Source organism: Brevibacterium marinum (assembly GCF_011927955.1).
In the GTDB taxonomy this organism is placed as follows: Bacteria; Actinomycetota; Actinomycetes; order Actinomycetales; family Brevibacteriaceae; genus Brevibacterium; species Brevibacterium marinum.
The window spans coordinates 3,543,563-3,570,360 of sequence record NZ_JAATJN010000001.1; the positions used below are offsets into that span (position 1 = coordinate 3,543,563).

Sequence of the window (26,798 nt, forward strand, 5' to 3'; positions counted from 1 at the left end):
CCCGGATGCGAATCCTGCACTCAGGCATCAGGCCTTGGCCGATTCCTTCTTGGGAGCCGGCTTCGAGTTAGCCGCCTCGACGAAGTTCTTGCGCGGAACATCGAGGTCTGCCAGCGGCATGGTGTCGCGTCCGAGGACGGCGTTGAGGATCCAGTTGCCGAAGACCCTGACCTTGCGATCCACGGTGGGGATCGCGTAGCCGTGGTAGGCGCGGTGCATCAGCCAGGCCAGAGTGCCACGGGCTTCGAAGTCGCCCATCTGCGAGACGCCCTTGTACAGCCCGAGGCCGGCAACGGTTCCGATGGTCTTGTGGAAGTACTGCTTAAACTCGGTCTCTCCGCGCAGTGCGGCGAGAACGTTGGCAGCCAGCACGGGAGCCTGACGCACAGCGTGCTGGGCGTTGGGCACGCAGTAACCACCCACACCGCCACCGGAGAGATCAGGCACGGCGGCGTTGTCGCCGGCAGCCCATGCGCCTTCGACCACACCGTTGTCGCCCTCGACCCGCAGATCGGCGCGCACGGTCACCCGGCCGCGCTCGTCGAGAGGCAGGTCGGAGTCGACGAGGATCGGGTTGGCCTTGACACCGGCCGACCACACGATCGTGTCGGCGTCGAATTCTTCACCGCTGGAGAGCTTGATGTGCTTGTCGGTGCAGTCCTCGAGGAAGGTCTCGAGGTAGACGTCGATGCCGCGCTCACGCAGGTGCTCGACGACCCAGCGAGCCTGAGCTTCGCCGACCTCGGGCATGACACGCTCGAGGGCCTCGACGAGGACGAAGCGGACATCGGCTTCGGTCAGCGTCTCGTACTGCGCCACAGCGGAGCGGATGACGTCTTCGAGTTCCGCGATGAGCTCGATGCCGGCGAATCCGCCGCCGACGAAGACGAAGGTCAGCGCCTTGCGACGCTCGTCATCGTCTTCCATCAGGGAGGCATCGGCCAAGCGGCTGAGGAGGTGATCGCGCAGTGCGACGGCTTCCTCGATGCGCTTGAGGGCGATGGCGTTCTCCTTGAGGCCGGGGATCGGCAGAGCACGCGCCACCGAACCGGCGGCCATGACGATGTGGTCGTAGTCGAGTTCGAATGCTTCGTCGTTCTCGGGCTCGACCGTGACGAACTTGTCGCCGTGGTTGATCGAGGTGACCTTCGCGGTGATGACCTCAGCACCGGAGAGGTTGCGACGCAGAGGCACGACGGCGTGACGCGGTTCGACGGAACCGGCCGCCACCTCGGGGAGGAACGGCAGGTAGGTCATGTACGGATTGGGATCGACCACGGTCACTGTGGCTTCGCCACGACCAAGGTTCTTCAACAGATTCTGAGCGGTAACGAGACCGAGGTAGCCGCCACCGACGACGAGGATTCGAGGACGCAGTTTTGAGTTTCTGATGAGTGCCATATCCCCATCTTAGGCCCTTGTGAAAACTTTCACTAATTGCATCGACGCTCCAGATCAGAGCTTCGGCACCAGGTCCGGTCACCGCCGTCGACGAACGAAAACCACCGTCGAGATCACGAACAGGATCACCGCGATGACGCCTCCGGCGCCCAGAACCGAGAACCCGAACATAGGTGTCGACTGCGATGAGACGACGTCCTTGGGCGCGACCGCCTTCGGGTTGTTCTCCTCTGCCGGTGCGGCTGTTCCGGTCTCGGCCGGGTCTGCCTTCGCGCGCCTGTGCATCGTCACCCAGTCCTCGAGGTCGCCGGCCGCGCTGGGCACCGTCTTCGGCACCTCGGCCGACATCGCCGCCTTCGGATCGATCCGGCCCCACCCGACGATCGGATCCGGCTCGCCCTTCTCACTCTGACCTTTGTGGCCGGGCACGGGCTTGGCCGTCGACGTCAGTTGGGCGGTGACCTCGTCGGCGCTGAGGTCCGGGTCCTCCGCGCGTATCAGCGCCGCGACTCCCGAGACGATGGGTGAGGCGAAGGAGCACCCCTGCCCTTCGGCATAGCCGCCCGAGTAGTACGGGATCGGGATGTCCTCGGCGGGTCCCATGAGGTCCACGGCCGTGCCGGGGGCGGTGGATTCTTCGAGCACCTTGTTGTCCTTGCCCAGACCGCCGACGCCGATGACACCGGGAACCGTCGACGGCGACCACGCCTGTGTCGCCCCCTGCGAGGCATTGCCGACGCAGGCCACGACGACGACGTCCTTCTCATAGGCGTAGGCGAAGGACTCATCCCAGCTCTGCGGCCAGGCAGGGTCGTCCCAGCCCAGCGACATGTTGATGACCTCGGCTCCGGAGTCGACAGCCCACCGGATCGCCTGGTCGGCCTGTTCACGGGTCGAACCCGACTCCTCCGGCCGGTCGGGCCCCAGCCACATCGAAGCGGAGAGGATGTCGGCGTCGGGGGCGACTCCTGTGGGCCCGGCGCCCTTGCCCTGGCCGGCGATGACTCCCGAGACGGCAGTGCCGTGATGGATCGTGGTCTTCCCGCCGATGGGGGTCTTGCCGTCCTTGTCGAGTCCGCTGAAGTCCTTGGACTTGCTGACCACGCCTTTGAGGTCCTCGTGTTCGGTGTTGACGCCGGAGTCGATGACGGCGACCTTCGCACCTTCGCCCGTGGACTTCTTCCACATATCGTCGATGCCGTACTTCTTGATGTACCACTGCCCCGGGCCGGGCTCCGGCGCCGCCAAGGCCGGCTGAGTCGTGCCCAGGACCAGACCCAGCACGAGTGAGCCGACGACGGCGAATCTCGCGGTGCGCTTTCGGACACGTGGGCGCTCGGCTGCTGTCGATGCGCGGGCGGGCTCGGACGTCACGACTGTCGGCGCGCGAGATCGAGCGCGGTGCCGTCGAGGATGTCCGTCTCCGAGACCATGATGTCGAGTTCAGCTCCCGCTGCCTTGACTGCTGCGTCCATACGGGCGGCGATGCGGGCGAACAGCAGTCCCCCCGCCGCGATCACATCGACGCGACCGGGATGCATGTACGGCAGCGCCGCACGAGCGTCCCTGGTCATGCTCAACAGCTTGTCCGCCTGGCCGTCGATGTCCTCGACGCGCAGATGGGTGCCATGGATGCGGTCACGTTGGTAGCTGGCCAGATCGAGGATGCCTGCGGTGAGCGTGGTGACGGTGCCAGCGACTCCGATCATCGTCCGGGGCGCGGCGAGGTCGACAGCCTCTGCCGCCTTGTCGAGGTGACCGTCGATGTCGGCGATGGCCGCTTGGATCTGCCCCTGGTCCGGGACGTCGGCGGACATATGGCGTTCGGTCAGACGCACGGATCCGATGTCCATGCTCACCGCCGAGGTGACGTCCCGGGTGCCGAGGACCAGCTCGGTGGAACCGCCGCCGAGGTCCATGACGATGAACGGCCCGCTGTCGAGCCCATGACCGGCGGTGGCCCCGAGGAATGACAGGTGGGCCTCTTCGTCACCGGTGATGACATCGGGCACGACGCCGAGGATGTTGAAGATCCCGGCGAAGAATTCGTCCCGATTCTTCACATCACGGCTGGCGGAGGTCGCGATGAACCTCAGCTTCTCCGGCGAGAACTCGGCGGCCACCTCGGCGAACTCCCGGGCCACGGCGAACGTGCGTTCGAGGGCCTCGGGGGCGAACTCACCCGTCGCGTCCACCCCCTGCCCGAGGCGGACGATCCGGGTCTCACGACGAAGCTCGGTCATTCTCCCCTGTTCGTCGACGTCGGCGATGAGCAGGCGCAGGGAATTGGTTCCGCAGTCGAAGGCGGCAACTCGCATGTGACTCTCCTATTCGCTCGGCTCGGCCGATGCTGCTGTGCCGTCGGAAATCGCAGGTACATCGGTCATGAAGGAGATCGCGCGGTCACCGATCGGGTTGATTCCCGGCCCGGCGGCCAGCGTATGCCCGACGAGGGCGTGCAGGCATTTCACACGGGTGGGCATGCCACCGGCGGAGAAGTCCTTGATCTCGGCCACCTCGGTGATTCCGGCTGTCTCGCCGATCTCGGAGCGGGTCGCCAGATAGGCGGAATGGGCCTTGGCATAAGCGGCCGCGAGCTCGTCATCGTCGGAGAGCTCCGCGGTCCATTCGGCCATGATCCCCGAGGCTTCGAGGCGCGAGCATTCGGCGACGAAGGCGGGGTGGGTGAGGTAGAACGTGGTGGGGAACGGAGTCCCGTCCTCCAAGCGTGGTGCTGTCGCCACGACCAGGGGTTCACCGGAGGTGCTCCGAGCCGCAATCCCGACGACGCCGCGCGGAATCCGCCCGAGTTGGTCCTTCAGGACTGCGAAGTCCGCCTCGGTGCACTCTGTGATCATCAGCCCTTCTCCACGGTATTGCCGACCTCTTGAATCGACTCCAGCAACTCAAGGTACCAGGCTTGTTTGCGTTGCGGGCGGTCCGTATCCGAATCGTCACCGTCGATCGCCTCCTGGTTGGTGACGATGACCGCGTTCTTCCCCTCTTCGACGTAGTACTGATCCTTGCGGGCCTTGCGCTTGATGTACGCGGGGTCTTTGAGGTTCTCGTTCTTCTCCTGCAGCCCTTCGACCTCGGACTTCGTCGATTCGATCTCGTTGTTGAGCGCCGCGATCTGCTGGGCCTGTTTGAGCGCGGAGTTGATCGAGGGCAGGAATGTGACGAGCACGATGGCGATGACGAGGAGGAAGATGCCCGTGCGCCAGGACAGCTTCCGCCTCCGGGTGTCGTCGGTGGGCTGGGCCTCGACGACCGGTTTGGGGCGTCTGCGGGGAGCGGCTCTGCCCGGAGCCGATTTCGGAGCGCTGTTTCTGGGCTTACTCGGAACCATGTCTCTTTCCTCTGCGACCGGGGATGGGGAAGGTAGCCGCAACACCTCCAAGTGTGCCGTGTCCGCAACCGGAGCGCGAGGATTTCACAGTCGTGGCGTGTTCTATTCTTCGAAGCTCCTCCCCGCAGGAACTCCACCCCGAGGAACGGCTCCGAGGGACGGGCCGAGGGATGGTTCCGCCGCCAACTGCTGCCGCATCGCGCGCACCACCTCACCTCCCCTCCTCCTACAGTTGCGCACCTCTCATAGAGTTACGCGCATCTCACACAACTGGTTTCGCTCAGGGCACCGTGAGCACCAAAACCTCTCTGTGCATGGGGTTGATTCGCGACTAACGGTGCAGGGTCAGAGTGTCCACGCCCAGACCGCCTCCACCAGCACGGGAATTTATGCACAGACTTATCCACAGATACGAAGTTACTTATTGCGTATTGATGGCATTTGATGCAATTTAAGTATATGTACAAAACTCTGACGACCCAGGCGATCATCAAGCTCGGTTTCTCTCACGAAGACATCCGCTTTGCGCGCAGCTGTTGCCTCCGTCGTCTCTCGCGGGGCGTCTACTCGGTGCGTTATGTCTGCACTCTCGAGAAGCATCGGCGGCTGTGGGCAAGCATCGAGGAGGGCACACACTCCGAGTTCAAACAGTACGGGGACATCCGAGACGAGATCGTGGAACTCGATGCCGCGGTCATGGCACGCTGCGAAGTTCGGTTCGAAAAGGCGAGGATACAGAAGAAGGCGACGTCAGATGCCGACGCTGACCCAAACGAGCAGGCACAATCGCCGACGAACCAACCAACCGCCGAGGTGTTCTCCCACATTTCCGCGGCTCTCATCCACGGGCTTCCGGTCGCCTACCCGGTGACCCACCAGGTCGAAGTGGTCCGTCCTCGAATCAACCGCAGATTCAAGAGCATCCACGTCAGGGGCGCAACGATCCCGAAGCACCATCGACAACGAGTACTCGGAACAGAAGTGACCACGCTCGAGCGCACGCTCATCGACGTGGCACGGGCCTACAATCCGGACATCGCGGTCTCCATGCTCGACAGCGCCCTGCGCCGCGGCCTCACCACGAGAGAGAAGATTCTCACGACACTGTCCCAGTGCCTGGAGGTCCGAAACACCAAGAAGGTTCATCTCGCTCTCGACCTCGCCGACGCACGACGAGAATCCCCGGCCGAATCGATCGCTGCAGTGAGATTCTTCCAGCACGGAATCGATGGCTTCATCCCCCAAGTCGAGTTCGAAGCGGCCTCGTTGCGATCGCGGATCCGTGTCGACTTCTTCCACAAAGCGGCTCGGCTGGTCGTCGAGATCGACGGCATCGGCAAACTGTATCTCGGGTCGGGAGTGCCGCGAGACGAACTCGAACGGGAGCGACGTCGGGAGCAGTGGCTGCGCGATCGGAACTGGCGGGTCATCCGAATCAGTTGGAAGGAGCTGTTCAAAGCGTCCAAGTTCGACGAGATCAGACGAGTCGTCATGTCCACCAGGTGATGTCTCGGGATTCTCCACTCAAGTCCCGGGGCAACCCCTCACTCGCGCCAGCTTGGACGACCCCTGCAGATGGACGAATTGCGAGGGAATGTAGGAGCTGTTGAACGCCGAGGTGGATTCGTCAGCGATGGGAAGAATTGCACGCAGCTGTAGGAACAGACGATGAAACGCGCCGAGGCGGGGCCCGGCGATCGTGGAAGATCACCCGACCCCGCCTCGGCGAATGAAGCCGTTCAGCGCTCCAGCGCACCGGCGTTCCAGCCCACCGGCGCCCCAGCTTCTCAGCCGTTGAAGCGCGGGAAGGCTCCGCGTCCGGCGTAGCGGGCGGCATCGCCGAGCTGCTCTTCGATGCGCAGCAGCTGGTTGTACTTGGCCACACGCTCGGACCGTGCCGGAGCCCCGGCCTTGATCTGGCCTGCGTTCGTAGCCACGGCCAGATCGGCGATCGTCGTATCCTCGGTCTCACCCGAACGGTGCGAGATCATCGTCGTGTAGCCGTGGGTCTGCGCCAACGACACAGCCTCGAGGGTCTCTGTCAGCGTGCCGATCTGGTTGACCTTGACGAGCAGCGAGTTCGCGGTGCTGCTGTCGATGCCGCGCTGGAGCCGTTCGGGGTTCGTCACGAACAGGTCGTCGCCGACGAGCTGAACCTTCGAACCGATGGACGCGGTCAGGGTTGCCCACCCCTCCCAGTCGTTCTCGTCGAGCGGATCTTCGATGGACACCAGCGGGTATCTGGCGAGCAGATCCTCGTAGTAGGCGGCCATGTCCTCGGCCGACTTCTTCCCACCCTCGAACTCGTAGGCTCCATCGGAGTAGAACTCCGAGGACGCCACGTCGAGGGCCACGGCAATGTCACGACCGGGACGGTGCCCGGCGAGGTCGATCGCCTCAACGATGAGGTCGAGAGCGGCGGCGTTGGAGTCGAGGTTGGGCGCAAATCCGCCCTCGTCGCCGAGCCCGGTGGACAGTCCGCGTTCCTTGAGCACGCCCTTGAGGGCATGGTAGACCTCGACGCTCCACTGCAGCCCCTCGTGGAAGCTCGCGGCTCCGATCGGGGCGATCATGAATTCCTGGATGTCGACGTTGGAATCGGCATGTGAGCCGCCGTTGAGGATATTCATCATCGGCACGGGCATGACGTGGGCGTTCGGTCCACCCAGATAGCGGTAGAGCGGCAAGTCCGCGGACACGGCGGCCGCGCGAGCCACCGCCAGCGAGGTGCCCAGGATGGCGTTGGCACCCAAACGGGACTTGTTCTCGGTTCCGTCGAGTTCGATCAGAGCCTGGTCGACCAGACGCTGATCGTCACTCTCGAGACCGACGATGACTTCATGGACCTCGTCGACGACGGCGTCAACTGCATTGGTGACGCCTTTGCCCAGGTAGCGCTCGGGGTCACCGTCACGCAGTTCGACCGCTTCGAACTCGCCGGTGGAGGCCCCGGACGGGACACCGGCACGCCCGACGGACTCATCGGCCAACAGCACTTCCACCTCGACGGTGGGATTTCCCCGGGAATCCAGGATTTCACGGGCGTTTGCGGCAACGATCTCAGCCACTGATTACTCCTTCGCAATTGGTTTCACATGGGGAACATGTGCCTGCAGGACAGCTTAATGCACCGGAGCAGCCGGCTCGGTCCCCGTCAGCAGGATCCGCGCCGACTCAGTCGAGATCAGCGGGGGCCAGCAGGAGTCGACGCAACGTTGCAGGGCTCATCGGGTCCATCCCATGCTCGAGCAGATAGTCCTCGACGCCGTTGTCGCCGTATTTCGCGTCGATCGAGTCGAGAACCTTCGCCATCAGTTCCGGTGGTGCCGCGGTGGCGGTCTCGGCGAGGTTGCCGGAGATGCCGGCATCGGCGAAGTTCTTCACGATGTTCTCCAGGAAGCCGCCGGAGAGGTGTCGGGAGGTGATCGAGTATTCGTCGAGGATCTCGTGGCGTCCGACTCCGAGGAGGGTGAGGACGAACGCCGCGATCACCCCGGTTCTGTCCTTGCCGGCCGAGCAGTGGAAGATCACGCCGCCCTCGCAGCTGTCAGCGATGATGTCGACGGCTTTGGCCAGACGGGGGCCGAAATGGTCGATCATGAGGTCGTAGATCCTGCTCAGCGAGCGGTCGGAGAGGTCCATCCCCGTCTCTTCCGCGACCCGCTTCATCTCTTCGATGCTGAGCTGCTTCGCGGGGAAGAAACGATCGTCGAAGATGGGCAGTTCGATGTGATTCACGTCGAGTCCGTCGAGGGCGTCCGGCAGCTTCGACCGTTCCCCGATGTCGCGCAGGTCGATGACGGTGCGGATGCCGAGGGCTCGGATGTCGGCGCGCGCTTTGTCAGTGAGCTGGGCCAGACCGTCGGAACGGTAGACCTTCCCCACCTCGACGGTGGATTCCCCCGCCGAGGTGGGGGACCCTCCGATGTCACGGAAGTTGAATGTGCCCTCGATGTCGATGCGATCCAAGCTCACTGCGGAGTGTCCTTCTGCTGTTTCTCTTCTGCTTTGATCCGCCGGTACTCTCGCTCGACGTCCTCGAGGGAGGCCATCTGTCCATCGCGGCCGTCCTCCCCGAAGGCCAGAGGATGCCGACGGACGAGTTTGGCCTCGAGCCCGTCGATGACGCTTTCCAAGGTGTGACCGTAGGGTTCGGAGGCGCTTTCGTCCAGCAGCGCGGAGTGGAACAGGACCTGGTAGAAGACGTCGCCGAGCTCCTCGACCACGGACGAGCGGTGGTCCGGACTCGGATCTTCGCGATAGTCCCCGAGCGCTTCGATGAGCTCTTCGGTCTCTTCGCGGGCGTACTTCTCAAGACTGCCGTGGTCCTGTCGGCTCGACCAGGGGCACCGACGACGCAGCGTCGCCATCGCCTCGATCGCCCCGGTTGTCCGCACCTCGCCCATAACATCTGCTCTCTGTTCTTCCACCTGGGTTCCGTTCCACGCGCATATGCACCTGACAGTGCCGCTGTCGTCATATTGCCAGGTGACCGAACGTCGGTTTTCACGCGAATATCCGACGCTCAGTCACCCGGCATCCCCTCCGGCCAGTACGCTCAGCCGCCGGCAATTGTGTTCGGTTGCGCAAACAGGAACGACCCCCACCGCAAACGCGATGGGGGCCGAGGTCCTCATTACTTCTTGAACTTGTCCTTGACGTCTTCGCCGAGGTCCTTGACCTGCTCGCCGACCTGCTTGGCCTTGCCCTTGAGCTGATCCGCCGAGCCCTCTGCTTTGAGCTCGTCGTCGCCGGTGGCATCGCCGACGGTCTCTTTGGCCTTACCGGAGAATTCCTCAGCCTTGTTGTCGAACTTGTCGTCAAAACCCATGGTGGCCCTCCTTCGTCTCACGGCACGTCTGTAGCCGTATTCGCACTCTACGCTACGAACCGGTACCGCAAGTGAACTCTCAGAATACGCGCAGACTTCGTTGAAGTGTGTGCGAGAGTCCGAGGCCGATCGTCGTCAGACTCCGGCCTCGACAACGTCGGAGACGACGACCGGGACGATTGCGTCGAGGAACTGATGGGCCCACCGCAGAATGTCGGAATCCGTCATCTCCTTCGCACCGAACCCGTCGCCGTCCATCGGTTTGGGCACGAGCACCGACCTGATCGCCGGTTTGATCAGGGACTTCGGATACAGGCGCTTGAGCCGCACCACTTGCGACTCCTCGAGTTCGAGCGGACCGAAGCGGACGAAGTTGCCTTGGAGGACGATGTCATTGACGCCAGAGGCCTTGGCCCTGATCCGCAGCCTGGCGACATCGGCGAGCACGCCCACCGCCTCCGGGTAGGGACCGTAGCGGTCGACGAGCTCGTCGAGGACCTCCTGCAGCTCTTCCTCGTTCGCCGCTGCCGCAAGCTTCCGGTAGGCCTCGAGGCGGAGACGCTCATGGTCGACGTATTCTGCCGGCAGGTGCGCATCGACGGGCAGCTCGATGCGCATATCCGCTTCGGGCTCGGTGTCCTCGCCCCGGAAGTTTGCGACGGCCTCGCCCACGAGGCGCACGTAGAGGTCGAACCCGACCCCTTCGATGTGCCCGGACTGCTGGCCGCCGAGGAGGTTGCCGGCACCGCGGATCTCGAGGTCCTTCATCGCCACCTGCATGCCTGCACCGAGCTCGGTGTGCGCGGCCAGGGTGGTCAGCCGGTCATGGGCGGTCTCCGTCAACGTGGTGTCCGGCGGGTAGAGGAAGTAGGCGTAGGCGCGTTCGCGGCCCCGCCCCACTCGGCCCCGCAGCTGGTGCAGCTGGGAGAGTCCGAACCGGTCGGCGTGGTCGATGATCAGCGTGTTCGCGTTGGCGATGTCGATGCCGGTCTCGACGATCGTCGTGCACACGAGCACGTCGTACTTCTTCTCCCAGAAGTCGACGATGACCTGCTCCAGACGGTGCTCGTTCATCTTCCCGTGCGCAATCGCGATCCTGGCCTCGGGCACGAGCTCGGCAATGTGGCCTGCCACGGCTTCGATGTCCTTGACCCGATTGTGGATGTAGAAGACCTGGCCTTCGCGCATGAGCTCACGACGGACAGCGGCCTTGATCTGCTTGTCCTCCCGTTTGCCCACGTAGGTCAGCACCGGATGCCGTTCCTCGGGCGGGGTGGCCAGCGTCGACATCTCGCGGATGCCGGTCACGGCCATCTCCAGGGTTCGCGGGATCGGGGTCGCCGACATCGCGAGCACGTCGACGTTCGTGCGCATCGCCTTGAGCGTCTCCTTGTGCTCGACGCCGAAGCGCTGCTCCTCGTCGATGATGACCAGGCCCAGACTCTTGAAGCGCACCTCGCCGCTGAGCAGCCTGTGTGTGCCGATGACGAGGTCGAGCTTGCCCGCGGCCAGATCCTCGGCGACCTTGTCCGATTCCTGCTTCGTCTGGAAGCGTGAGAGCGCACCGACCGTGACGGGGAAGCCGGAGTAGCGTTCGGCGAAGGTCTCGAAGTGTTGTTGGACGAGCAGCGTCGTGGGTACGAGCACGGCGACCTGCTTGCCCTCCTGGATCGCCTTGAACGCGGCGCGGACCGCGATCTCGGTCTTGCCGTAGCCGACGTCGCCGCAGATGAGTCGGTCCATCGGGACCGATTTCTCCATATCGCCCTTGACCTCGTCGATGGTCGTGAGCTGATCTGCCGTCTCCACGTAGTGGAAGGCGTCTTCGAGTTCGCGCTGCCATGGAGTGTCGGGGCCGTAGGTGTGGCCGACCGTGGCCTGACGCGCGGAGTAGAGGCGGACGAGTTCGCCTGCGATCTCCTTGACCGCCTTCCTGGCCTTGGCCTTCGTCGTCTGCCAATCGGCCCCGCCCATCTTGTTCAGGCTCGGGGCCTCCCCGCCGACGTAGCGGCTGACCTGGTCGAGGGCGTCGCTGGGCACGTACAGGCGATCGCCGGGCTGGCCGCGTTTGGCCGGGGCGTATTCGACGATGAGGTATTCGCGTGTGTGCTTGTTCGGGCCCTTGCCCGTGGTCCGCTGCGTCATTTCGACGAACTTGCCCACACCGTGCTGATCGTGGACGACGAAGTCCCCGGGGGTCAGGTTGAGCGGATCCACCTGGTTGCGTCTGCGTCGGGTGGGCAGACGGCGCATGTCCCGCGTCGAGGTGGCCGCGGCCCGTCCGAGCACATCGGCCTCGGTGAGCACGGCCAGTCTGAGGTCGTCGAAGACGAAGCCTCCGAAGGGTGCGGCCGTGGTCACCGTCACCACCGCCTCGGCGAGGTCACTCGGGTCGTCGATGAACGTCGCGGGGACTCCGGCCTCGGAGAACACCTCAACCATGCGCTGCCCCGGGCCCTGGCCCTCGGTGAGCACGAGAATGCGCCACTTGTCGTGGATGAGCCCCTTGACGTCGGCGAGGATCGCCTCCACATCACCGGCATATCCCCGAGGTGCGCGGGCCGGAACGGAGAAGAGATTGTCCGCGGGAGAGACGAGCTCCTCGTCCGTGGAGAAGCCGCCGAGCTCCCACCAGGCCAGCCCGATGAGGCGAGCGCCCTCTTCCATCTCCTCCATGGTCCGGAAGGTGGCTGCCGACAGATCGATCGGTGCCTCGCCGCCGCCGGCAGCCCCGGCCCATGCGGCTTCGAGGAACTCGTTCGTCGTCACCACGAGATCGGCGGCTCGGGCCTGCACACGCTCGGGTTCGGTGATGATGATCTTCGTGGACTCCGGCAGCAGCGCGATGATCGGCTCCATGCCTTCGGCCAGCACGGCCGACAGCGACTCCATTCCTTCGACGGCGACTCCCCCGGCGATCTTGTCGAGCATGTCGGATGCGTCCGGCAGAGTCTGTGACAGTGCTGCGGCCCGTTCCCGGACGGAGTCGGTGAGGAGGAGTTCGCGGCAGGGCGGGGCCGTCAGGCGCAGGGGCGCGGCGTCGGCCTCGGTGGGGATGGATCTCTGGTCGCTGACGGAGAACTCGCGGATCTCGTCGACCTCGTCGCCGAAGAACTCGATGCGCAGGGCTCGCTCTGCGGTCGGCGGGAAGATGTCGACGATGCCGCCGCGGACGGCGAACTCACCTCGGTGGGAGACCATGTCCACACGTGAGTACGCGAGCTCCGTCAATCTCTGGGACAGCTGCTCGATCTCGTACTCGTCACCGACGCCCAATTCCACGGGCCGGATGTCGCCGAGGCCTTTGACCAACGGCTGGAGGAAGGCTCGGACCGGCGTGATGATGAAGGTCAGGTGCCGCTCGGGGCTCGGGTGGGCCAGGCGGTGCAGAACCTGCAGACGCTGTCCGACCGTGTCGGACCGGGGTGAGAGCTTTTCGTGAGGGAGGGTCTCCCAGCTGGGGAAGATCGCAATCGAGTCCTCGGGAACCCAGTCCGCAAGTGACCGTGCCAGGTCTTCGGCCTCACGCGTGGTGGCCGTGACGATCAATTGCGGCGCCGAGGTGGATGTGTCCTGACCGGCGGACACGAGCGTCCGTCGCAGGATCGACGGCCACAGACCTCGGATCGCATCGATCGTCCCACCCGTTGTCGCCGAGTCGTTGAACGCTTCGACGAGGTCGGTGATGGTCGAGTTCTGGCGTGTGAGATCGAGTCCGTTGAGCACCATGCAATTCTAGGCCACGCACCCGACACGGGAAACGGCGGCGATTGTGATCCTCCTTCCTCCGCAATCCCCGCACGATCGTGTGAAGATAAGTACATGTCCTACCGCACCCTCATCGCTTCCGCTGCGGTCGCAGCGCTGCTCCTGTCCGGATGCACCGCCGGCGAAGAAGTCCCCCAAGCCGAGCGCTGGGATTTCCACAGCAGGCCGGAACTGGACCCGCCGAGGATCGACATCGACGTCACCACGCAGCCGCCCGAGGAGGAGAAGGATCTCAAGACGTTCCTCGGTCCGAAGGGGCAGACCGCCGATGACGACGAATCCTGGGTCGGCGGGCTCATCCTCGATTCGGCGGGGGAACCGGTCTGGATCCGCCAGGGCGCGGGCCAGGTGTGGGACCTGCGCGTCCAGGAGTACCAGAACGAGCCGGTCCTCACCTGGTGGGAGGGGCTGGCCGAGACGCCGCACACGGCCGGTGAGGTCGTGATGCTCGACGACAGCTACAACGAGATCGCGCGGGTCGGCATGGGCGGGGATCTGGCCCACAAGACCGCCGACCTGCACGAGACGACGATCACCGATGACGGCACGATGTTCCTCCTCTCCTACATCAAGTCCCCGACGGACCTCACCTCGGTCGGAGGCCCGAAGGACGGCTGGGTCTGGGAGGGAGTGGTCCAGGAGGTCGACATCGACTCCGGTGAGCCGGTCTTCGAATGGCGCACGCTGGAGGACGTGCCCGTCGATCAGACGGAGTCGACGATCAAGGACGGTGAGGGCACCGAGGACGTTCCGTTCGACTACATCCACCTCAATTCCGTGTCCGAGGACGATGACGGCGATTCTCTCCTCGTCTCGGCCCGCAACACGCACGCCGTCTATCAGCTCGATCGCGAGAGCACCGATCTCAACTGGGTGCTCGGCGGTTCGGCCAGTGACTTCGAGATGGGCGAAGGCGCAGCCTTCGCCTGGCAGCATGATGCTCTGCGCAGTGACGACGGTACGCTCACGCTCTTCGACAATCATGCCGCACCCCGCCTCGGCGACTCCCGTGGGCTGCGACTCGACCTCGATGAGAAGACGATGACCGCCGAGGTGGTCACCGAGTATCCGGCCCCCGACGATCGTTCCTCGGGCAGCCAGGGCAATATGCAGGAGCTCGACAACGGCAATGTGTTCATCGGCTGGGGATCGGAGCCCTACTATTCTGAGTTCGCCAAGAACGGCGACCTCCTCTACGACGCGACGTTCACGGGCGGTTCGAACTACCGGGCGTACCGATTCGACTGGGAAGCGACCCCTTCGGCGCCTCCGACGGCGACGAAGTCCGAACCCGGTGAGGGCGTCACCCGTGTGCACATGAGCTGGAACGGTGCCACCGAGGTCGCGTCCTGGCGGATCCTCAGCGGAGACAGTGAAGAGCAGCTCGAGGAGACCGCCGTCGTCGATCGCACGGGATTCGAGACCTCGGCCGACATCGAGCCGGCCGGGTCCCAGATCATCGTCGAAGCCCTCGACGAGTCCGGACACAGGATCGGCAGCACCAGAGTGAGCTGACCGTTCGCAGGTATCGGGACTGTAACGGGATTAACGGAACAGTCACGATTGCCCGACAGGCCCGGTTTTTCGGCGTTCTCCAAGCTTCATCACCGACAATTGAGACATGAATTCCGACCAGTCCCCTCGTTTCTCCGCCGAAGAGTCCCAGTTCCTGTTCGGCACCGAATCTTCCACTTCCGATTCGTCCAGGTCAGGCGGCCACCCAACCGCAGGAGCGCCGAAGGTGGCCAATTTGCGCACCACCGTCAGCCGTGAGCATCGGCTCTCGCGATTCGTCCCCGTCATCGTGCTGCTGGCGATCATGTGGGTCGTCGAGATCGTCGATGCGGTCCTGCCGGCCGATCTCGACGCGTTCAGTCTGCAGTCGTGGAATCCGGCCTCGCTCTACGGGCTGATCACGTCGCCCTTGCTGCATTCCGGCTTCGGCCATCTCACCGCCAACACATTCCCGTTCCTCATCCTCGGCCTCTTCATCGCCGTCGAGGGAGCTCGCCGATTCTGGCTGGTCACCGCCATCACTGCCGTGGTGTCGGGGCTCGGTGCCTGGCTGACGACGTTGCCGGTCGGTCAGCACGTCGTCGGTGCGTCCGGCATCGTGTTCGGCTTCTTCGGCTACCTGGCCGTGCGGACCTGGTTCACCGACGATGTGCTCCGCAAGATCCTCTACTTCGCCATCGGACTCGTCGTCTTCGTCATCTATGGTGCTTCGATGGTGTTCGGGATGCTGCCCCAGGCCAATGGGATCTCCTGGCAGGGGCACCTGTTCGGCTTCGCCGGCGGCGTCTTCGCCGCCTGGCTCATCCACCGCCGCCGTCAGGGCCGCGCCGATAAGAAGTGACTGCCGCTCTCACCTCGAGTGGTAGGTCAGCTGCACGCGTTCGAGTCCTTCGATGATGCGCATCTCAACTGCATCCGCGATGTCGGAGATGAACATCGGCAGGGCCGCCCGTTCGACCTTGGAGAAGGGTTTGAGGACGTAGTCGGCGGTGTCCTGAGGTCCCGGGGGTCTGCCCACACCCGCACGGATGCGAGTGTAGTCCTTCGTCCCCAGGACCGAGGTCATCGACCGCAGTCCGTTGTGCCCGCCTTCGCCGCCGCCGATCTTCGCCTTGATCGTGTCGAAGGGAATGTCGACATCGTCGTGGACGGCGACGATCCGTGCGGTGTCGATAGAGTAGAAGTCAGCGAGCTGCCGGACCGGTCCGCCGGATTCGTTCATGTATCCGGTAGAGGTCGCGAGCACCACTCGAGGGCCCGGCAGGCCGGGGGTCGCACCCGTCGGCAGCCGGGCGGTGCCGACATTGCAGCGCAGCTTCGTGCGGGTGAGCTTCACCCCGATGCGCTGTGTGAGTTCGTCGATGACCATCTGCCCGATGTTGTGGCGGGTCGATTCGTATTTGGGACCCGGATTGCCCAGGCCGAAGACCAGCCACGCTTCGTTCGTCATCGTCGTCCCTCTCGTGTCTCTTCGTGCCCGATCCGGAACGAATTCGGTGGGTCGCCTGTCCGACGACCCACCGAATTCAGACTTCAGTCTGCGCCCTGCAGCAGGGCGCAGGTGAGGTCACTCGTCCTCGGACTTCTCCTCTTCTGCGGCCTCGGTCGACTCGGCTTCGGTCTCCTCGGTCTCCTCGGCGTCCGACTCGGTGTCCATCTCGGCCTCTTCCGAGACGTTGACGATGAGGAGTTCCGGATCCGCGGCGAGTTCGACGCCCGAGGGCAGTTCGACCTGTCCGGCCAGGACGTGCTCGCCCGCGGGTCGCCCGTCGACCGTGACCTCAATGAGCTCCGGCAGCTTGGTGGCGTCGGCGCTGATGAGGATGGTCGACTCCTCCTGCTGCACCATGGTGCCGGGAGCGGATTCGCCGATGATGTGGACGGGCACGTCGACCTCGATCTTCTCACCGCGCTTGACGATGATGAGGTCGAGGTGCTCGATTTCACGGGTGACGACGTCGGTCTGCACGTCGCGGGCGATCGCGAGAACGTTCTTGGCACCGTCGGTGCTTTCGATCTCGAAGAGCGCGTTGGCGTGCTTGAGGGCCATCATGGTGGCGTGGCCTTCGAGCGAGATGTGGACCGGGTCTCCCCCGTGTCCGTAGACGACGGCGGGAATGCGTCCCGCGCGGCGGGTGCGGCGGGCAGCGCCCTTGCCGAATTCATTGCGAGGTTCGGCGATGAGTTTGAAGTCAGCCATTTTCTCTCCTTCGTGGTGTCCCAATCTTCAAGCACCACGGCGAAACAGCCTGAGACCGCACTGCTGACACCCGCCCGGACGGGCCGGTCAGCGCTGTGGGTCAGGACCGCGTCGATAACGGAAACATCATGTTTCCCTCGCCGAGGCAACCCGTTCAGTTTAAAGCACCGTCGTCTGCGACACCAAGTCGGACCATCACCGCTTCGGCACAGGCGTCGATGCCGGCCTCGGAGAGCACGATGTCGAAGTGGTTGGTCCCAGGCACGTCGACGACGTCCATCGCCTCCCAGCGCTGACGGTAGGAGTCCACGAGGTCCGGCGGGTAGAGCCCGGGCTCTGAGGCGACGAGGTCGCGTTCGGCGACGAGGAACGTCACCTCGGACTGACGTCGCCGGCTGCCCATGACCTGGGCGAGAGAGCTCTGATAGGCGTCCCCGGTGTACATGTCCGCGGCATCGGCCTGCATCGCCTCGATGGAGGTCGAGGGCTGGAAGCTGTGGTCGTCCTTGGCCGCGAGGTCATAGACGAAGCTCTCCGCGGCCACCGTGTCGAGTCCGTCGACGAAGGCCGGGTGTGCGGCGAAGAACGCGAGGTATTCCTCGACCGAGCCGAAGGACATCGAGAGTCGATCAGCCGCGGGCCCGAGCACCGCGGCGATGAGGTCGTCGGTGTCGAGATCGCGGTCGTTGAGGTCATCGGGTGCCTCGGCGTCATCCTCGCCCTCGGTGTCGGGCACAGGCAGCGGGAGTCCCCCGTCGATGAGGACGGGGCCACGGAAACGATCGGCCACCTCGGCGCCGGGCTCCGCTCCCGCACCGAGGCCGGCCAGGGTCATGGCGACGAATCCGCCCATGGAATGGCCGACCAGGGTCACAGGCCCCGGCTCGGCGAAGGCGTTGATGGCGGTGAGGACGTCTTCGGCATGGGCCCTCATCCCGAACGGCGGTCCCAGCAGACGCGAGTCAGCCCGTCCTCGCAAGTCGGGGCCGATGATGCGCACCCCCGGCAGAGCGGACACCAAGCCGGCGAAGAACAGATGGTTCGAGGTGATGCCGTGGATGACGCACACCGTGGGGACGCGACCCGGCCCGTAGGCTACGGGCTCCCAGACACCGACGGACAGTTCGCCACCGGAGACGCTGACCCGGTACCGGTTGTAATCGTGGGACGACATCGTCACGGTTCCCTTCACTCGATTGTCTCCAGTGTAGAGCGTCGATGGCATCCCCTGCTGCAGCCGGACCAGAACGAACCCCGGGCCGAAGGATCGGCTCGGGGTTCGCAAACGCTCAGGCAGCGGCCTCAGACCTCGAAGAGGCTGGTGACCGATCCGTCCTCGAAGACTTCGTGCACGGCGCGGGCGATGAGCGGCGCGATCGAGAGCACGGTGAGCTTGTCGAACATCTTGTCCTCGGTCAGCGGCAGCGTGTTCGTCACGATGACTTCCTGTGCCACGGAATTCGACAGGCGCTCGACAGCCGGTCCGGAGAAGACTGCGTGCGTCGAGACGACGATGACGCCGGTGGCGCCGGCGGCCATGCAGGCGTCGGCGGCCTGGACGATGGTCCCGCCGGTGTCGATCATGTCGTCGACCAGGACGCAGGTCCGCCCCTCGACCTCACCGACGACGCGGTTGGCCTTGGTCTCGTTCGGACGTGTGATGTCGCGAGTCTTGTGGATGAATGCCAGCGGCACTCCGCCCAGGGAGTTGGACCAGTTCTCGGCGACCTTGATCCGGCCCGCGTCGGGTGAGACCACGGCGAGGTCACCGGGGTACTTGTCCTTGACGTAGCCGGCGAGGATCGGCATCGCGAGGAGGTGATCGACCGGCCCGTCGAAGTAGCCCTGGATCTGCGCGGTGTGCAGGTCCACGGTGATGATGCGGTCGGCACCGGCGGTCTTGTACAGATCGGCCATGAGGCGGGCCGAGATGGGTTCGCGCCCGCGGTGCTTCTTGTCCTGTCGGGCGTAGGGGAAGAACGGTGCGATGACCGTGATCCGCTTGGCCGATGCACGCTTGAGCGCGTCGACCATGATGAGCTGTTCCATCAGCCATTCGTTGATGGGTGCACTGTGGGACTGCAGGACGAAGACGTCACAGCCGCGGACCGATTCGGAGAACCGGACGTAGATCTCTCCATTGGCAAAGTTGTAAATGTCGGTGGGGAGAAGTTCCGTCCCCAGGTTCTCAGCGACTTGCTCAGCAAGCTCATTGTTCGCGCGCCCGCTGACCAGGACGAGCTTCTTCTCGCTCGCCGTCGTAATTTCATTCACTTGCCGGTTCCCCTTCAGATGCGGCCTCGGCCGCCTGCGCTGCAGACGTGCCGGGGCGGTTGCTGACGACCCAGCCCTCCAGGTTACGCTGTGGCGCCACGGTCATGGCAAGCGCTCCCGCAGGGACATCTTTGCGCACCGTTGTGCTCGCACCGGAGTAAGCGCCGTCGCCTACCGTGACAGGGGCGACGTACATATTGTCCGAGCCCATGCGTGCGTGCTTTCCGACGACGGTGCGGTGCTTGCTGACACCGTCGTAGTTGACGAAGACCGATGCGGCACCGATGTTGGAGCCTTCACCGATCTCGGCATCGCCGACGTAGGACAGATGCGGAACCTTCGCACCCTGACCGATGTCCGCGTTCTTCGTCTCCACGAAGGTGCCGATCTTCCCGTCCTCGCCGAGGTGGGTCCCGGGTCGCAGGTAGGCGAACGGTCCGACCGTGGCCGCGGCTCCGACGACGGCGAGTTCCGAATGGGTGCGCACGACCTGTGCCTCGGCACCGACGACGGTGTCCTTCAGGGTCGAGTCGGGACCGACGACGGCACCGGTGTGGATGTCGGTGGCGCCGAGCAGCTGGACGCCGGGGAGGATCGTGACGTCCTCGCCCAGGGCGACGTCGACGTCGATCCAGGTGGTGTCGGGATCGATGATGCTCACCCCAGAGCGCATCCACTTCTCGCAGAGGCGGCGGTTGAGCTCCTTGCCGAGGTTCGCCAGCTGCACACGATCGTTGGCGCCCTCGACCTGCCACAGGTCGTGGGTGGCGGTGGCCGCAACGGACCCTCCGGCCTCGCGGGAGGACCCGATCACATCGGTCAGGTACTTCTCGCCCTGAGAATTGTCGGTCGTCAGCGCGGCCAGACCGGTCTTGAGCGCCGAGGCGTCGAAGGCGTAGATGCCGGAGTTGATCTCCCGGATGCTGCGCTGATCGTCGCTCGCATCCTTCTGCTCGACGATGCGCAGCAGGGCACCGGAGGCGTCGCGGACGATGCGACCGTACCCGGCGGGATCGTCCACCTCGGCGGACAGGACCGTGACGGCATTGTGTGAGGACTCGTGGACCTCGACGAGACTGTTGATGGTCTCAGCGGTCAGCAGCGGCACATCGCCGTAGGTCACGACCACTGTGCCGGTCAGGTCCTCGGGCAGCTGGGTGAGTGCGCATTCGGTGGCACGGCCGGTGCCGGGGACCTCGTCCTGATCGGCGATGAGCACCGTCTGCGCCGAGTCGATCGGCAGCGAGTCGAGGTGGGCGACGAGCTGATCACGCTCATGTCGGACAACGACGACGAGGTGTTCGGGGGTAGTGCCTGCCGCCGCCGTGATCGAGTGGTGGAGCAGGGACCGGCCGCCGATCGGATGCAGAACCTTCGGAAGCGTCGATTTCATTCGGGTTCCCTGGCCAGCGGCCAGAACGATGACGGCGGTTGGTCGGGTCTGCGACATCTGTTGAATCCTTCGCAAGTCGGATTGGGCCAGCTCCGCCCATAGGATTCGAACCTATACCACACGGCTCCAAAGGCCGGCGTGCTGCCATTACACCAGGGCGGAACAGCGTGCGCCTGTAGTGGGCCCGCGCTCACGAGACACCATCATGCCACTAGGATGAACCGTATGGAAATTCTTCGCGAGATTCTGGTGGCACTGCATCTTATCGGAATGGCGATCATCGTCGGCGGATACTTCTCTCTCATCCGCACTCCCAAGGTCGCTCCCGGCATGCTGCACGGCTCCTATCTCCAGCTCATCACCGGGCTTCTCCTGCTCGCCATCGCCGAGTTGGGTGACGGCGAAGTCAACCATATGAAGATGGGCATCAAACTGGTCATTGCGATTCTCGTCACCATATTCGCTTTCCTCGGCAACAAGAAGCAGAAGGCTTTCGCCGCGTCGACCGCCGGCGGGGCTGTCGGCGACGGCGGTGTGGCCGCTCGAGCTGCCGGCGACGGCGGTGTGGCCGCTCGAGCTGTCGGCGACGGCGGTGTGGCCGCTCGAGCTGCCGGCGACGGCGGTGTGGCCGCTCGAGCTGTCGGCGACGGCGGTGTGGCCACGAAGGTCAAGAGCCCCTCGGCGACGATGGCGCATCTGGTCTTCGCCGGCGCAATCATCAACGTGCTGGTGGCCGTCTTCGTCCACTGATCTTCACCTCTCAGCATTGACTGAGACCCTCAGCAACCTTCCGGGCGCTGGGCAACCTTTAGAGGGGTTGCTCAGCGCCCGGAAGGTTGCTGAGGCGGGTCCGTCCCGCTCATACCGGCGGTTGCGGAGCCCTTTCTCTACCCCAAGTGCTCTCCTTTTCCCTGCGTCAGTGCCTGACGGTATCGTTGATCCGGACATGACTGCTGCAGCTGAAAACATCGAAGAAGCCACTCAGGGAGCCGACTCACGGACGGCCGAACTCCTCACCGGACTCAATCCGCGACAGCGAGAGGCGGTGGCCCACACGGGCTCACCGCTGCTGATCGTGGCAGGTGCCGGTTCTGGGAAGACGACTGTCCTGACCAGGCGCATCGCATATGCGTTGGCCACCGGTCGCGCCCACCCCGGTGAGGTCCTGGCGATCACGTTCACGAACAAGGCGGCCAAGGAGATGGCCGAGCGTGTCAGCTCCATCGTCGGCCCGGCCTCGCGTTCTATGTGGGTCTCGACGTTCCACTCCTCGTGTGTGAGGATCCTCCGTCGCGAGGCGAAGGTGCTGGGCATGAAGTCGAACTTCACCATCTATGACGCCCAGGATGCTCAACGGCTCGTGTCCCAGATCCTCAAAGAACTCGGCTTCGACACGAAGAAGTACACACCGCGGTCGGTGCTGCATCGGATCTCCAGCCTCAAGAACGACCTCCAGACCCCCGATGACTTCTCCCCACGGCCGAACAATCCCGCCGATGAGGTTCTCGCCGACGTGTTCCAGCGCTACACCACGCGCCTGCGCCTGGCCAATGCCTTCGATTTCGACGACCTCATCGCTGAGACCGTTCACCTCTTCGGGGCCTTCCCCGAGGTGGCCGATTCCTACCGCCGGCGCTTCCGGCATATCCTCGTCGACGAGTACCAGGATACGAACCCAGCGCAGTATGCACTGATCAAATCCCTGGCCGGAGATGGTGCGGGCGGTGCCACGGGGGCCGAGCTGACCGTCGTCGGCGACGCTGACCAGTCGATCTACGCCTTCCGCGGGGCGACGGTGCGCAACATCGTCGAGTTCGAGAAGGACTTCCCCGATGCGGAGACGATTCTGCTGGAGCAGAACTATCGCTCGACGCAGAACATCCTCGATGCTGCCAATTCGGTGATCGCGAACAACCAGGACCGCAGGGACAAGAAGCTGTGGACGTCCGAGGGCAGCGGCGAACCCATCGTCGGGTGGGTGGCCGAGAACGAACAGTCGGAGGCCCGCTTCATCGTCGACCGTGTCGATGAGCTCATCGACAATGAAGAATTCACATATGGCGACTTCGCCGTCTTCTACCGCACCAATGCGCAGTCCCGTGCAATCGAGGATGCGCTCGTGCGCTCGGGCATCCCGTACAAGGTCGTCGGGGGCACCCGCTTCTACGAACGCAAGGAGATCAAGGACGCCCTCGCCTACCTGCGTGTGGTGGCCAACCCCGACGACGATGTGAATCTGCGTCGCATCCTCAACGTCCCCAAACGGTCCATCGGTGATCGCACCGAGGGCATCATCGCGGACTTCGCCGATCGTGAAGGAGTCAGCTTCTACACAGCGCTGGGACGTCTCGATGAGATCGACCATCTGTCATCGCGGGCGCTGACTGCCGTGTCCAAGTTCTACGACCTCATGCGCGATCTGGCGGCCACCGCCGAGGCGGCACCGCTGTCACGGGTCATCGAGGCGATCCTCGAGCAGAGCGGATATCTCGAGTCACTGCAGAAGAGCACCGACCCCCAGGACGAATCGCGTGTCGACAATCTCGCCGAGCTGGTGGCCGTTGCCGAAGATTTCGTCGCCACTCAGGCATTGGCTGTCGCCGACGACGAAGACACCGACGATGCGGGCACCGACGATGCAGCAGTCGGCGACGCAGTGACCGGCGATGATAAAGACACCGTCGGTGCAGACGCTGTCCCCCACTCCCCCGATGCAATTGCGAATCCGGACAGCGCAGGTGAAAACTCTGCCAAAGGCGCTGCAGCAGGCACGGCCGTAAGCGCTCCGGAAGGCACTGCTGAAGGCGCTGCCGATGAGGAGAATCCGGAGTCGTCCGCGTCCGGACAGGCGTCGATCGCGGCGTTCCTCGAGCAGGTGGCGCTGGCGTCCGACACGGACCAGATTCCCGATGCCGAGCTCGGCCAGGTCACCCTCATGACTCTGCACACGGCGAAGGGTTTGGAGTTCCCCGTTGTCTTCCTCACCGGGCTCGAGGACGGAGGCTTCCCCCATGCCCGCTCCTTCGAGAATCCCCATGAGCTCTCCGAGGAGCGCCGCCTGGCCTACGTCGGACTGACTCGCGCCCGGCAGCGCCTGATCGTCTCGCGGGCAGAGACCCGCAGCATGTGGGGACAGCCGCAGTACAACCCGCCGAGCAGATTCCTGTCCGAGATCCCCGAGAACCTCATCGACTGGGAGAACACCGGCACGTTCTCATCGAGCATGAGCGGCGGATATTCCTCGTCCGGCTTCGGTGGCGGAGGCTTCGGCGGCGGCTATAGCGGCAGTTCCGCGGACGCGCGCGGCGGGCGGACTTCCGGAGGCTCGTCTCGCTCACGCTCCGGGTCGGCGAATTCCTCGTCACCGGTGGCCGGGTTCCCGAACCGGATTCGACCCAACCGTGAGGTCATCAGCGTGTCGGTGGGTGAGAAGGTCTCGCATGAGTCCTTCGGTCTCGGAACCGTGACCGAGGTCAATGGTGTCGGGGACAAGACCGTCGCCGTCGTCGACTTCGGGTCTCTGGGCACGAAGCGCCTCCTGCTCCGCTATGCCCCCATCGAGAAGCTCGGCTGAGGTTCGACTGTCGCATGTAATGGCTGCATCGCCTCCTCCGGGTGTAGCTGCATCGCCTCCTCCACGTGTACCGGCCACTGCGCGGGCGCGCGTACCTGCCCATCCGCACCGGTGCACGGGCAAGAACCGGCGCACGGGCATAGAAGAAGCGCCGAGGTGAACGTAAATCACCTCGGCGCTTTCCCATGCCGGACGCGGCTATGGGCTAAAGATCATTCGTTGCCAAGCTTGTCGTCGGCTCCGTCGCGACCCTGGTTGATCTGGTCTTCGAACTTGCCGCCGGTCTTGTCGTTGGCAAAGTCAGCAGCCTTGTCCAGACCCTGATCGCTGACCTCTTCACCCTTTTCGCTATTCATGGCGTCCTTGGCTTTGTTTGTAAGATCGTCGAGTCCCATGCTGTCTCCTTTCGCTGGAAAAGGTTCTTCCGAACCTTCTGACACCATCCACCCTGCCACTCATTCCACTCTGGTGAAACCGAAGCCATTCGTTTCTCAGGGAATGCACAAACTGACGGTTACCATCCAGTCGGTAACTTCAGCGGGATTGCGGAACGACGAACGCCGATGCCACGAGAACCAGAGCAAAAATCAGTCCGGTGGCGATGTCGACGGTCTTCGACCGGTTCGTCCAGACCTCGTCCCATGGCGGCGGCATCGCACGCACCATCGCCAGTCCGGCCGGAACGACCGCCAGGACGATGGCGCCGAGTCGGAAGTCGACGATGGAGCAGGCTCCGCCGATGATGACGCCCAGCAGACACCCCAAGAGCCCCCAGTCGCGCGGGACGGGGTTCGAGTAGCGCCGTTTCCAGTAGATCCAGCGCTTGGCGATCGGTCCTCTCCCGCGCCTGGCATGGCGTGGATAGACCTTCCGCTTCTCAGTGGAAGAAATGGCGGCTCCCCGTCAGATACATGGTGATCCCAGCTTCCTCTGCCGCCGCGGCGACCTCCTCGTCCCGGATGGAACCCCCCGGCTGCACAACCGCGCTGACTCCCGCGTCGAGGAGGATCTGGAGCCCGTCGGCGAAGGGGAAGAACGCGTCAGAGGCGGCCACGGAACCAGGGGCTCTCTGCTCGCCGGCACGTTCGACGGCCAGTTTCGCGGAGTCGACACGGTTGACCTGGCCCATTCCCACACCGACGGAGGCACCGTCCTTGGCCAGGAGGATGGCGTTGGACTTCACCGCACGGCATGCCTTCCACGCGAATTCCAGGTCCGCGAGAGTCTCGGCCGATACTGCCGGGCCTGCGGCCAGGGTCCAGTTCTCGGAGACGTCGCCGTCGGCCTGGAACACGTCGCGGTCCTGGACGAGGAAGCCACCGGTGATCGGTTTGATCTCTGAGTCGGCGAAGTCGACTTCGCCGAGTTCGAGCAGACGCAGGTTCTTCTTGCCCGACAGAAGCTCGAGCGCCTCGGCAGAGAACGACGGTGCGGCCAGGCACTCGGTGAAGATCGGTTTGATCGAGGCGGCCAGTTCGACATCGACCTCACGATTCGTCGCGATGACACCGCCGTAGGCGGACAGAGAGTCGCATTCGTGCGCGGCCCTGTGCGCAGCGGCGGCGGTGTCGGCGACGGCGATGCCGCACGGATTGGCGTGTTTGACGATCGCGACCGCAGGACGGTCGAAGTCGAAGGCCGCACGGATCGCGGCATCGGTGTCGGTGTAGTTGTTGTACGACATCGCCTTGCCGCCCAGCAGCTTCGCACCGGCGATGCCGCGGGTGCCGTCGGAGTAGACCGCTGCCGCCTGGTGCGGGTTCTCGCCGTAGCGCAGATCGGTCAGCTTCTCCCCGCTCACTCCGGCGAATGCGGGCTGCATGGTCACCGACGCCTCGTCGACCCCGGAGTCGGCGGTCCCGGCGGTCAGCTCTGCGGCGAACCAGGATGCCACGGCCGTGTCGTATGCGGCGGTGTGGGCGAAGGCGCGGGCGGCGAAGCCTCGCCTGGCGTCGATGTCGAAGCCCTGACCCTGAGCAGCCTCGATGACGGCCGAGTAGTCGTGGGGGTCGGTGATGACGGAGACCGTCGGGTGGTTCTTCGCCGCTGCCCGCACCATGGAGGGCCCGCCGATGTCGATCTGCTCGACACAGTCGTCGAAGCTCGCCCCGCCGGCCACGGTGTCGGCGAAGGGGTAGAGGTTGACGATGACGAGGTCGAACGGCGCGATCTCGAGTTCGTCGAGCTGACTCATGTGATCCGGCTTGCGCGAATCGGCAAGGATACCGGCGTGGACCCGCGGGTGCAGGGTCTTGACTCGACCTTCGAGGCATTCGGGGAACCCGGTCAGCTCTTCGACCTTGGTGACTTCAGCGCCCGCCTCGGCGATCTTCGCCGCTGTCGAACCGGTGGACACGATCTGGACGCCGGCAGCTTGCAGTCCGCGAGCCAGATCCTCCAATCCGGTTTTGTCGTAGACGCTGATGAGCGCTCTCTTGATCGCGCGGGTTCCTGTCACAGGTGCTCCTTGAAGGTTCGGTTGCCGATTCGTGG

23 protein-coding genes and 1 tRNA gene are annotated in these 26,798 nt (G+C 64.4%); 5 read left to right on the forward strand and 19 right to left on the reverse strand.

Annotated elements, in window-relative coordinates:
- Positions 1–27: 27 nt before the first annotated feature.
- The 5 genes from BKA07_RS15830 to BKA07_RS15850 form a co-directional block, all read right to left on the reverse strand.
- Positions 28–1,401 carry an NAD(P)/FAD-dependent oxidoreductase gene (locus BKA07_RS15830; RefSeq protein ID WP_167951771.1) on the reverse strand — a complete coding sequence of 458 codons (1,374 nt, stop codon included), beginning with the start codon at positions 1,399–1,401 and terminating at the stop codon, positions 28–30.
- 78 nt (positions 1,402–1,479) lie between these two features.
- Positions 1,480–2,775, reverse strand: a complete 1,296-nt coding sequence (locus tag BKA07_RS15835) for a S8 family serine peptidase (protein WP_167951772.1) — start codon at positions 2,773–2,775, stop codon at positions 1,480–1,482.
- Positions 2,772–3,719: a Ppx/GppA phosphatase family protein gene (locus BKA07_RS15840; protein ID WP_167951773.1), complete on the reverse strand. Its 948-nt coding sequence runs from the start codon at positions 3,717–3,719 to the stop codon at positions 2,772–2,774. The genes BKA07_RS15835 and BKA07_RS15840 overlap by 4 nt, the downstream gene beginning before the upstream one ends.
- A gap of 9 nt (positions 3,720–3,728) precedes the next feature.
- Positions 3,729–4,259, reverse strand: a complete 531-nt coding sequence (locus BKA07_RS15845) for a DUF501 domain-containing protein (RefSeq protein ID WP_167951774.1) — start codon at positions 4,257–4,259, stop codon at positions 3,729–3,731.
- Positions 4,259–4,750 carry a septum formation initiator family protein gene (locus BKA07_RS15850; protein WP_167951775.1) on the reverse strand — a complete coding sequence of 164 codons (492 nt, stop codon included), beginning with the start codon at positions 4,748–4,750 and terminating at the stop codon, positions 4,259–4,261. The genes BKA07_RS15845 and BKA07_RS15850 overlap by 1 nt, the downstream gene beginning before the upstream one ends.
- A gap of 459 nt (positions 4,751–5,209) precedes the next feature.
- Here BKA07_RS15850 and BKA07_RS15855 point away from each other — a divergent pair, with 459 nt between their 5' ends.
- On the forward strand, positions 5,210–6,256 hold the full coding sequence (locus tag BKA07_RS15855; RefSeq protein ID WP_167951776.1) for a hypothetical protein: 1,047 nt from the start codon (positions 5,210–5,212) through the stop codon (positions 6,254–6,256).
- A 281-nt stretch (positions 6,257–6,537) separates the two neighbouring features.
- Here the strand turns inward: BKA07_RS15855 and eno are convergent, their stop codons facing one another.
- From eno to mfd, 5 genes are all read right to left on the reverse strand, one after another.
- Positions 6,538–7,818, reverse strand: coding sequence for a phosphopyruvate hydratase (gene eno, locus BKA07_RS15860; protein WP_167951778.1), 1,281 nt, complete (start codon positions 7,816–7,818; stop codon positions 6,538–6,540).
- Between the two features lie 106 nt (positions 7,819–7,924).
- Positions 7,925–8,725: a tyrosine-protein phosphatase gene (locus tag BKA07_RS15865; RefSeq protein WP_167951780.1), complete on the reverse strand. Its 801-nt coding sequence runs from the start codon at positions 8,723–8,725 to the stop codon at positions 7,925–7,927.
- Positions 8,722–9,180 carry a MazG nucleotide pyrophosphohydrolase domain-containing protein gene (locus BKA07_RS15870; protein ID WP_342449100.1) on the reverse strand — a complete coding sequence of 153 codons (459 nt, stop codon included), beginning with the start codon at positions 9,178–9,180 and terminating at the stop codon, positions 8,722–8,724. Before BKA07_RS15870 ends, BKA07_RS15865 begins: the two co-directional genes overlap by 4 nt.
- A gap of 206 nt (positions 9,181–9,386) precedes the next feature.
- Positions 9,387–9,581, reverse strand: coding sequence for a CsbD family protein (locus tag BKA07_RS15875; RefSeq protein ID WP_167951781.1), 195 nt, complete (start codon positions 9,579–9,581; stop codon positions 9,387–9,389).
- A gap of 135 nt (positions 9,582–9,716) precedes the next feature.
- A complete protein-coding gene (gene mfd / locus BKA07_RS15880) occupies positions 9,717–13,310 on the reverse strand; it encodes a transcription-repair coupling factor (protein ID WP_167951782.1) in 3,594 nt (1,197 codons plus the stop codon).
- Between the two features lie 93 nt (positions 13,311–13,403).
- Between mfd and BKA07_RS15885 the strand changes: the two genes are divergently transcribed.
- Both BKA07_RS15885 and BKA07_RS15890 read left to right on the forward strand, forming a co-directional pair.
- On the forward strand, positions 13,404–14,864 hold the full coding sequence (locus BKA07_RS15885; RefSeq protein WP_167951783.1) for an arylsulfotransferase family protein: 1,461 nt from the start codon (positions 13,404–13,406) through the stop codon (positions 14,862–14,864).
- 106 nt (positions 14,865–14,970) lie between these two features.
- On the forward strand, positions 14,971–15,705 hold the full coding sequence (locus tag BKA07_RS15890; RefSeq protein ID WP_167951784.1) for a rhomboid family intramembrane serine protease: 735 nt from the start codon (positions 14,971–14,973) through the stop codon (positions 15,703–15,705).
- A gap of 9 nt (positions 15,706–15,714) precedes the next feature.
- Here BKA07_RS15890 and pth read toward each other — a convergent pair whose 3' ends face one another.
- The 6 genes from pth to BKA07_RS15920 form a co-directional block, all read right to left on the reverse strand.
- A complete protein-coding gene (pth, locus tag BKA07_RS15895) occupies positions 15,715–16,314 on the reverse strand; it encodes an aminoacyl-tRNA hydrolase (protein ID WP_167951786.1) in 600 nt (199 codons plus the stop codon).
- Positions 16,315–16,431: 117 nt separating this feature from the next.
- Positions 16,432–17,064, reverse strand: coding sequence for a 50S ribosomal protein L25/general stress protein Ctc (locus BKA07_RS15900; protein ID WP_167951788.1), 633 nt, complete (start codon positions 17,062–17,064; stop codon positions 16,432–16,434).
- A 154-nt stretch (positions 17,065–17,218) separates the two neighbouring features.
- Entirely contained in the window at positions 17,219–18,238 is a 1,020-nt protein-coding gene (locus BKA07_RS15905) for an alpha/beta fold hydrolase (RefSeq protein WP_167951789.1), read from the reverse strand.
- 128 nt (positions 18,239–18,366) lie between these two features.
- Positions 18,367–19,338: a ribose-phosphate diphosphokinase gene (locus BKA07_RS15910; protein WP_167951790.1), complete on the reverse strand. Its 972-nt coding sequence runs from the start codon at positions 19,336–19,338 to the stop codon at positions 18,367–18,369.
- Positions 19,331–20,788, reverse strand: a complete 1,458-nt coding sequence (gene glmU, locus BKA07_RS15915) for a bifunctional UDP-N-acetylglucosamine diphosphorylase/glucosamine-1-phosphate N-acetyltransferase GlmU (protein ID WP_167951791.1) — start codon at positions 20,786–20,788, stop codon at positions 19,331–19,333. Before glmU ends, BKA07_RS15910 begins: the two co-directional genes overlap by 8 nt.
- 33 nt (positions 20,789–20,821) lie before the next feature.
- Positions 20,822–20,893, reverse strand: a tRNA-Gln gene (locus tag BKA07_RS15920).
- A 63-nt stretch (positions 20,894–20,956) separates the two neighbouring features.
- Here BKA07_RS15920 and BKA07_RS19405 point away from each other — a divergent pair.
- Positions 20,957–21,481 carry a hypothetical protein gene (locus BKA07_RS19405; protein ID WP_245161981.1) on the forward strand — a complete coding sequence of 175 codons (525 nt, stop codon included), beginning with the start codon at positions 20,957–20,959 and terminating at the stop codon, positions 21,479–21,481.
- Positions 21,482–21,677: 196 nt separating this feature from the next.
- The gene (locus BKA07_RS15930) at positions 21,678–24,305 is read left to right on the forward strand and encodes a UvrD-helicase domain-containing protein (protein ID WP_167951792.1); all 2,628 of its coding nucleotides are present in this window, start codon (positions 21,678–21,680) and stop codon (positions 24,303–24,305) included.
- Between the two features lie 212 nt (positions 24,306–24,517).
- Here the strand turns inward: BKA07_RS15930 and BKA07_RS15935 are convergent, their stop codons facing one another.
- From BKA07_RS15935 to purH, 3 genes are all read right to left on the reverse strand, one after another.
- Positions 24,518–24,700 carry an antitoxin gene (locus BKA07_RS15935; RefSeq protein ID WP_167951793.1) on the reverse strand — a complete coding sequence of 61 codons (183 nt, stop codon included), beginning with the start codon at positions 24,698–24,700 and terminating at the stop codon, positions 24,518–24,520.
- Between the two features lie 139 nt (positions 24,701–24,839).
- Entirely contained in the window at positions 24,840–25,070 is a 231-nt protein-coding gene (locus tag BKA07_RS19055) for a hypothetical protein (protein ID WP_209044000.1), read from the reverse strand.
- Between the two features lie 112 nt (positions 25,071–25,182).
- Positions 25,183–26,763: a bifunctional phosphoribosylaminoimidazolecarboxamide formyltransferase/IMP cyclohydrolase gene (gene purH, locus BKA07_RS15945; protein ID WP_167951794.1), complete on the reverse strand. Its 1,581-nt coding sequence runs from the start codon at positions 26,761–26,763 to the stop codon at positions 25,183–25,185.
- Positions 26,764–26,798: the final 35 nt, after the last annotated feature.

What these genes read in the sequence shown, in the direction of transcription:
- BKA07_RS15830 (WP_167951771.1), bottom strand. Translation starts at nt 1,401, where the DNA reads ATGGCACTCATCAGAAACTCAAAACTGCGTCCTCGAATCCTCGTCGTC.
- BKA07_RS15840 (WP_167951773.1), bottom strand. Translation starts at nt 3,719, where the DNA reads ATGCGAGTTGCCGCCTTCGACTGCGGAACCAATTCCCTGCGCCTGCTC.
- BKA07_RS15845 (WP_167951774.1), bottom strand. Translation starts at nt 4,259, where the DNA reads ATGATCACAGAGTGCACCGAGGCGGACTTCGCAGTCCTGAAGGACCAA.
- BKA07_RS15850 (WP_167951775.1), bottom strand. Translation starts at nt 4,750, where the DNA reads ATGGTTCCGAGTAAGCCCAGAAACAGCGCTCCGAAATCGGCTCCGGGC.
- BKA07_RS15855 (WP_167951776.1), top strand. Translation starts at nt 5,210, where the DNA reads ATGTACAAAACTCTGACGACCCAGGCGATCATCAAGCTCGGTTTCTCT.
- BKA07_RS15875 (WP_167951781.1), bottom strand. Translation starts at nt 9,581, where the DNA reads ATGGGTTTTGACGACAAGTTCGACAACAAGGCTGAGGAATTCTCCGGT.
- mfd (WP_167951782.1), bottom strand. Translation starts at nt 13,310, where the DNA reads ATGGTGCTCAACGGACTCGATCTCACACGCCAGAACTCGACCATCACC.
- BKA07_RS15885 (WP_167951783.1), top strand. Translation starts at nt 13,404, where the DNA reads ATGTCCTACCGCACCCTCATCGCTTCCGCTGCGGTCGCAGCGCTGCTC.
- BKA07_RS15890 (WP_167951784.1), top strand. Translation starts at nt 14,971, where the DNA reads ATGAATTCCGACCAGTCCCCTCGTTTCTCCGCCGAAGAGTCCCAGTTC.
- pth (WP_167951786.1), bottom strand. Translation starts at nt 16,314, where the DNA reads ATGACGAACGAAGCGTGGCTGGTCTTCGGCCTGGGCAATCCGGGTCCC.
- BKA07_RS15900 (WP_167951788.1), bottom strand. Translation starts at nt 17,064, where the DNA reads ATGGCTGACTTCAAACTCATCGCCGAACCTCGCAATGAATTCGGCAAG.
- BKA07_RS15905 (WP_167951789.1), bottom strand. Translation starts at nt 18,238, where the DNA reads ATGTCGTCCCACGATTACAACCGGTACCGGGTCAGCGTCTCCGGTGGC.
- glmU (WP_167951791.1), bottom strand. Translation starts at nt 20,788, where the DNA reads ATGTCGCAGACCCGACCAACCGCCGTCATCGTTCTGGCCGCTGGCCAG.
- BKA07_RS19405 (WP_245161981.1), top strand. Translation starts at nt 20,957, where the DNA reads ATGGAAATTCTTCGCGAGATTCTGGTGGCACTGCATCTTATCGGAATG.
- BKA07_RS15930 (WP_167951792.1), top strand. Translation starts at nt 21,678, where the DNA reads ATGACTGCTGCAGCTGAAAACATCGAAGAAGCCACTCAGGGAGCCGAC.
- BKA07_RS15935 (WP_167951793.1), bottom strand. Translation starts at nt 24,700, where the DNA reads ATGGGACTCGACGATCTTACAAACAAAGCCAAGGACGCCATGAATAGC.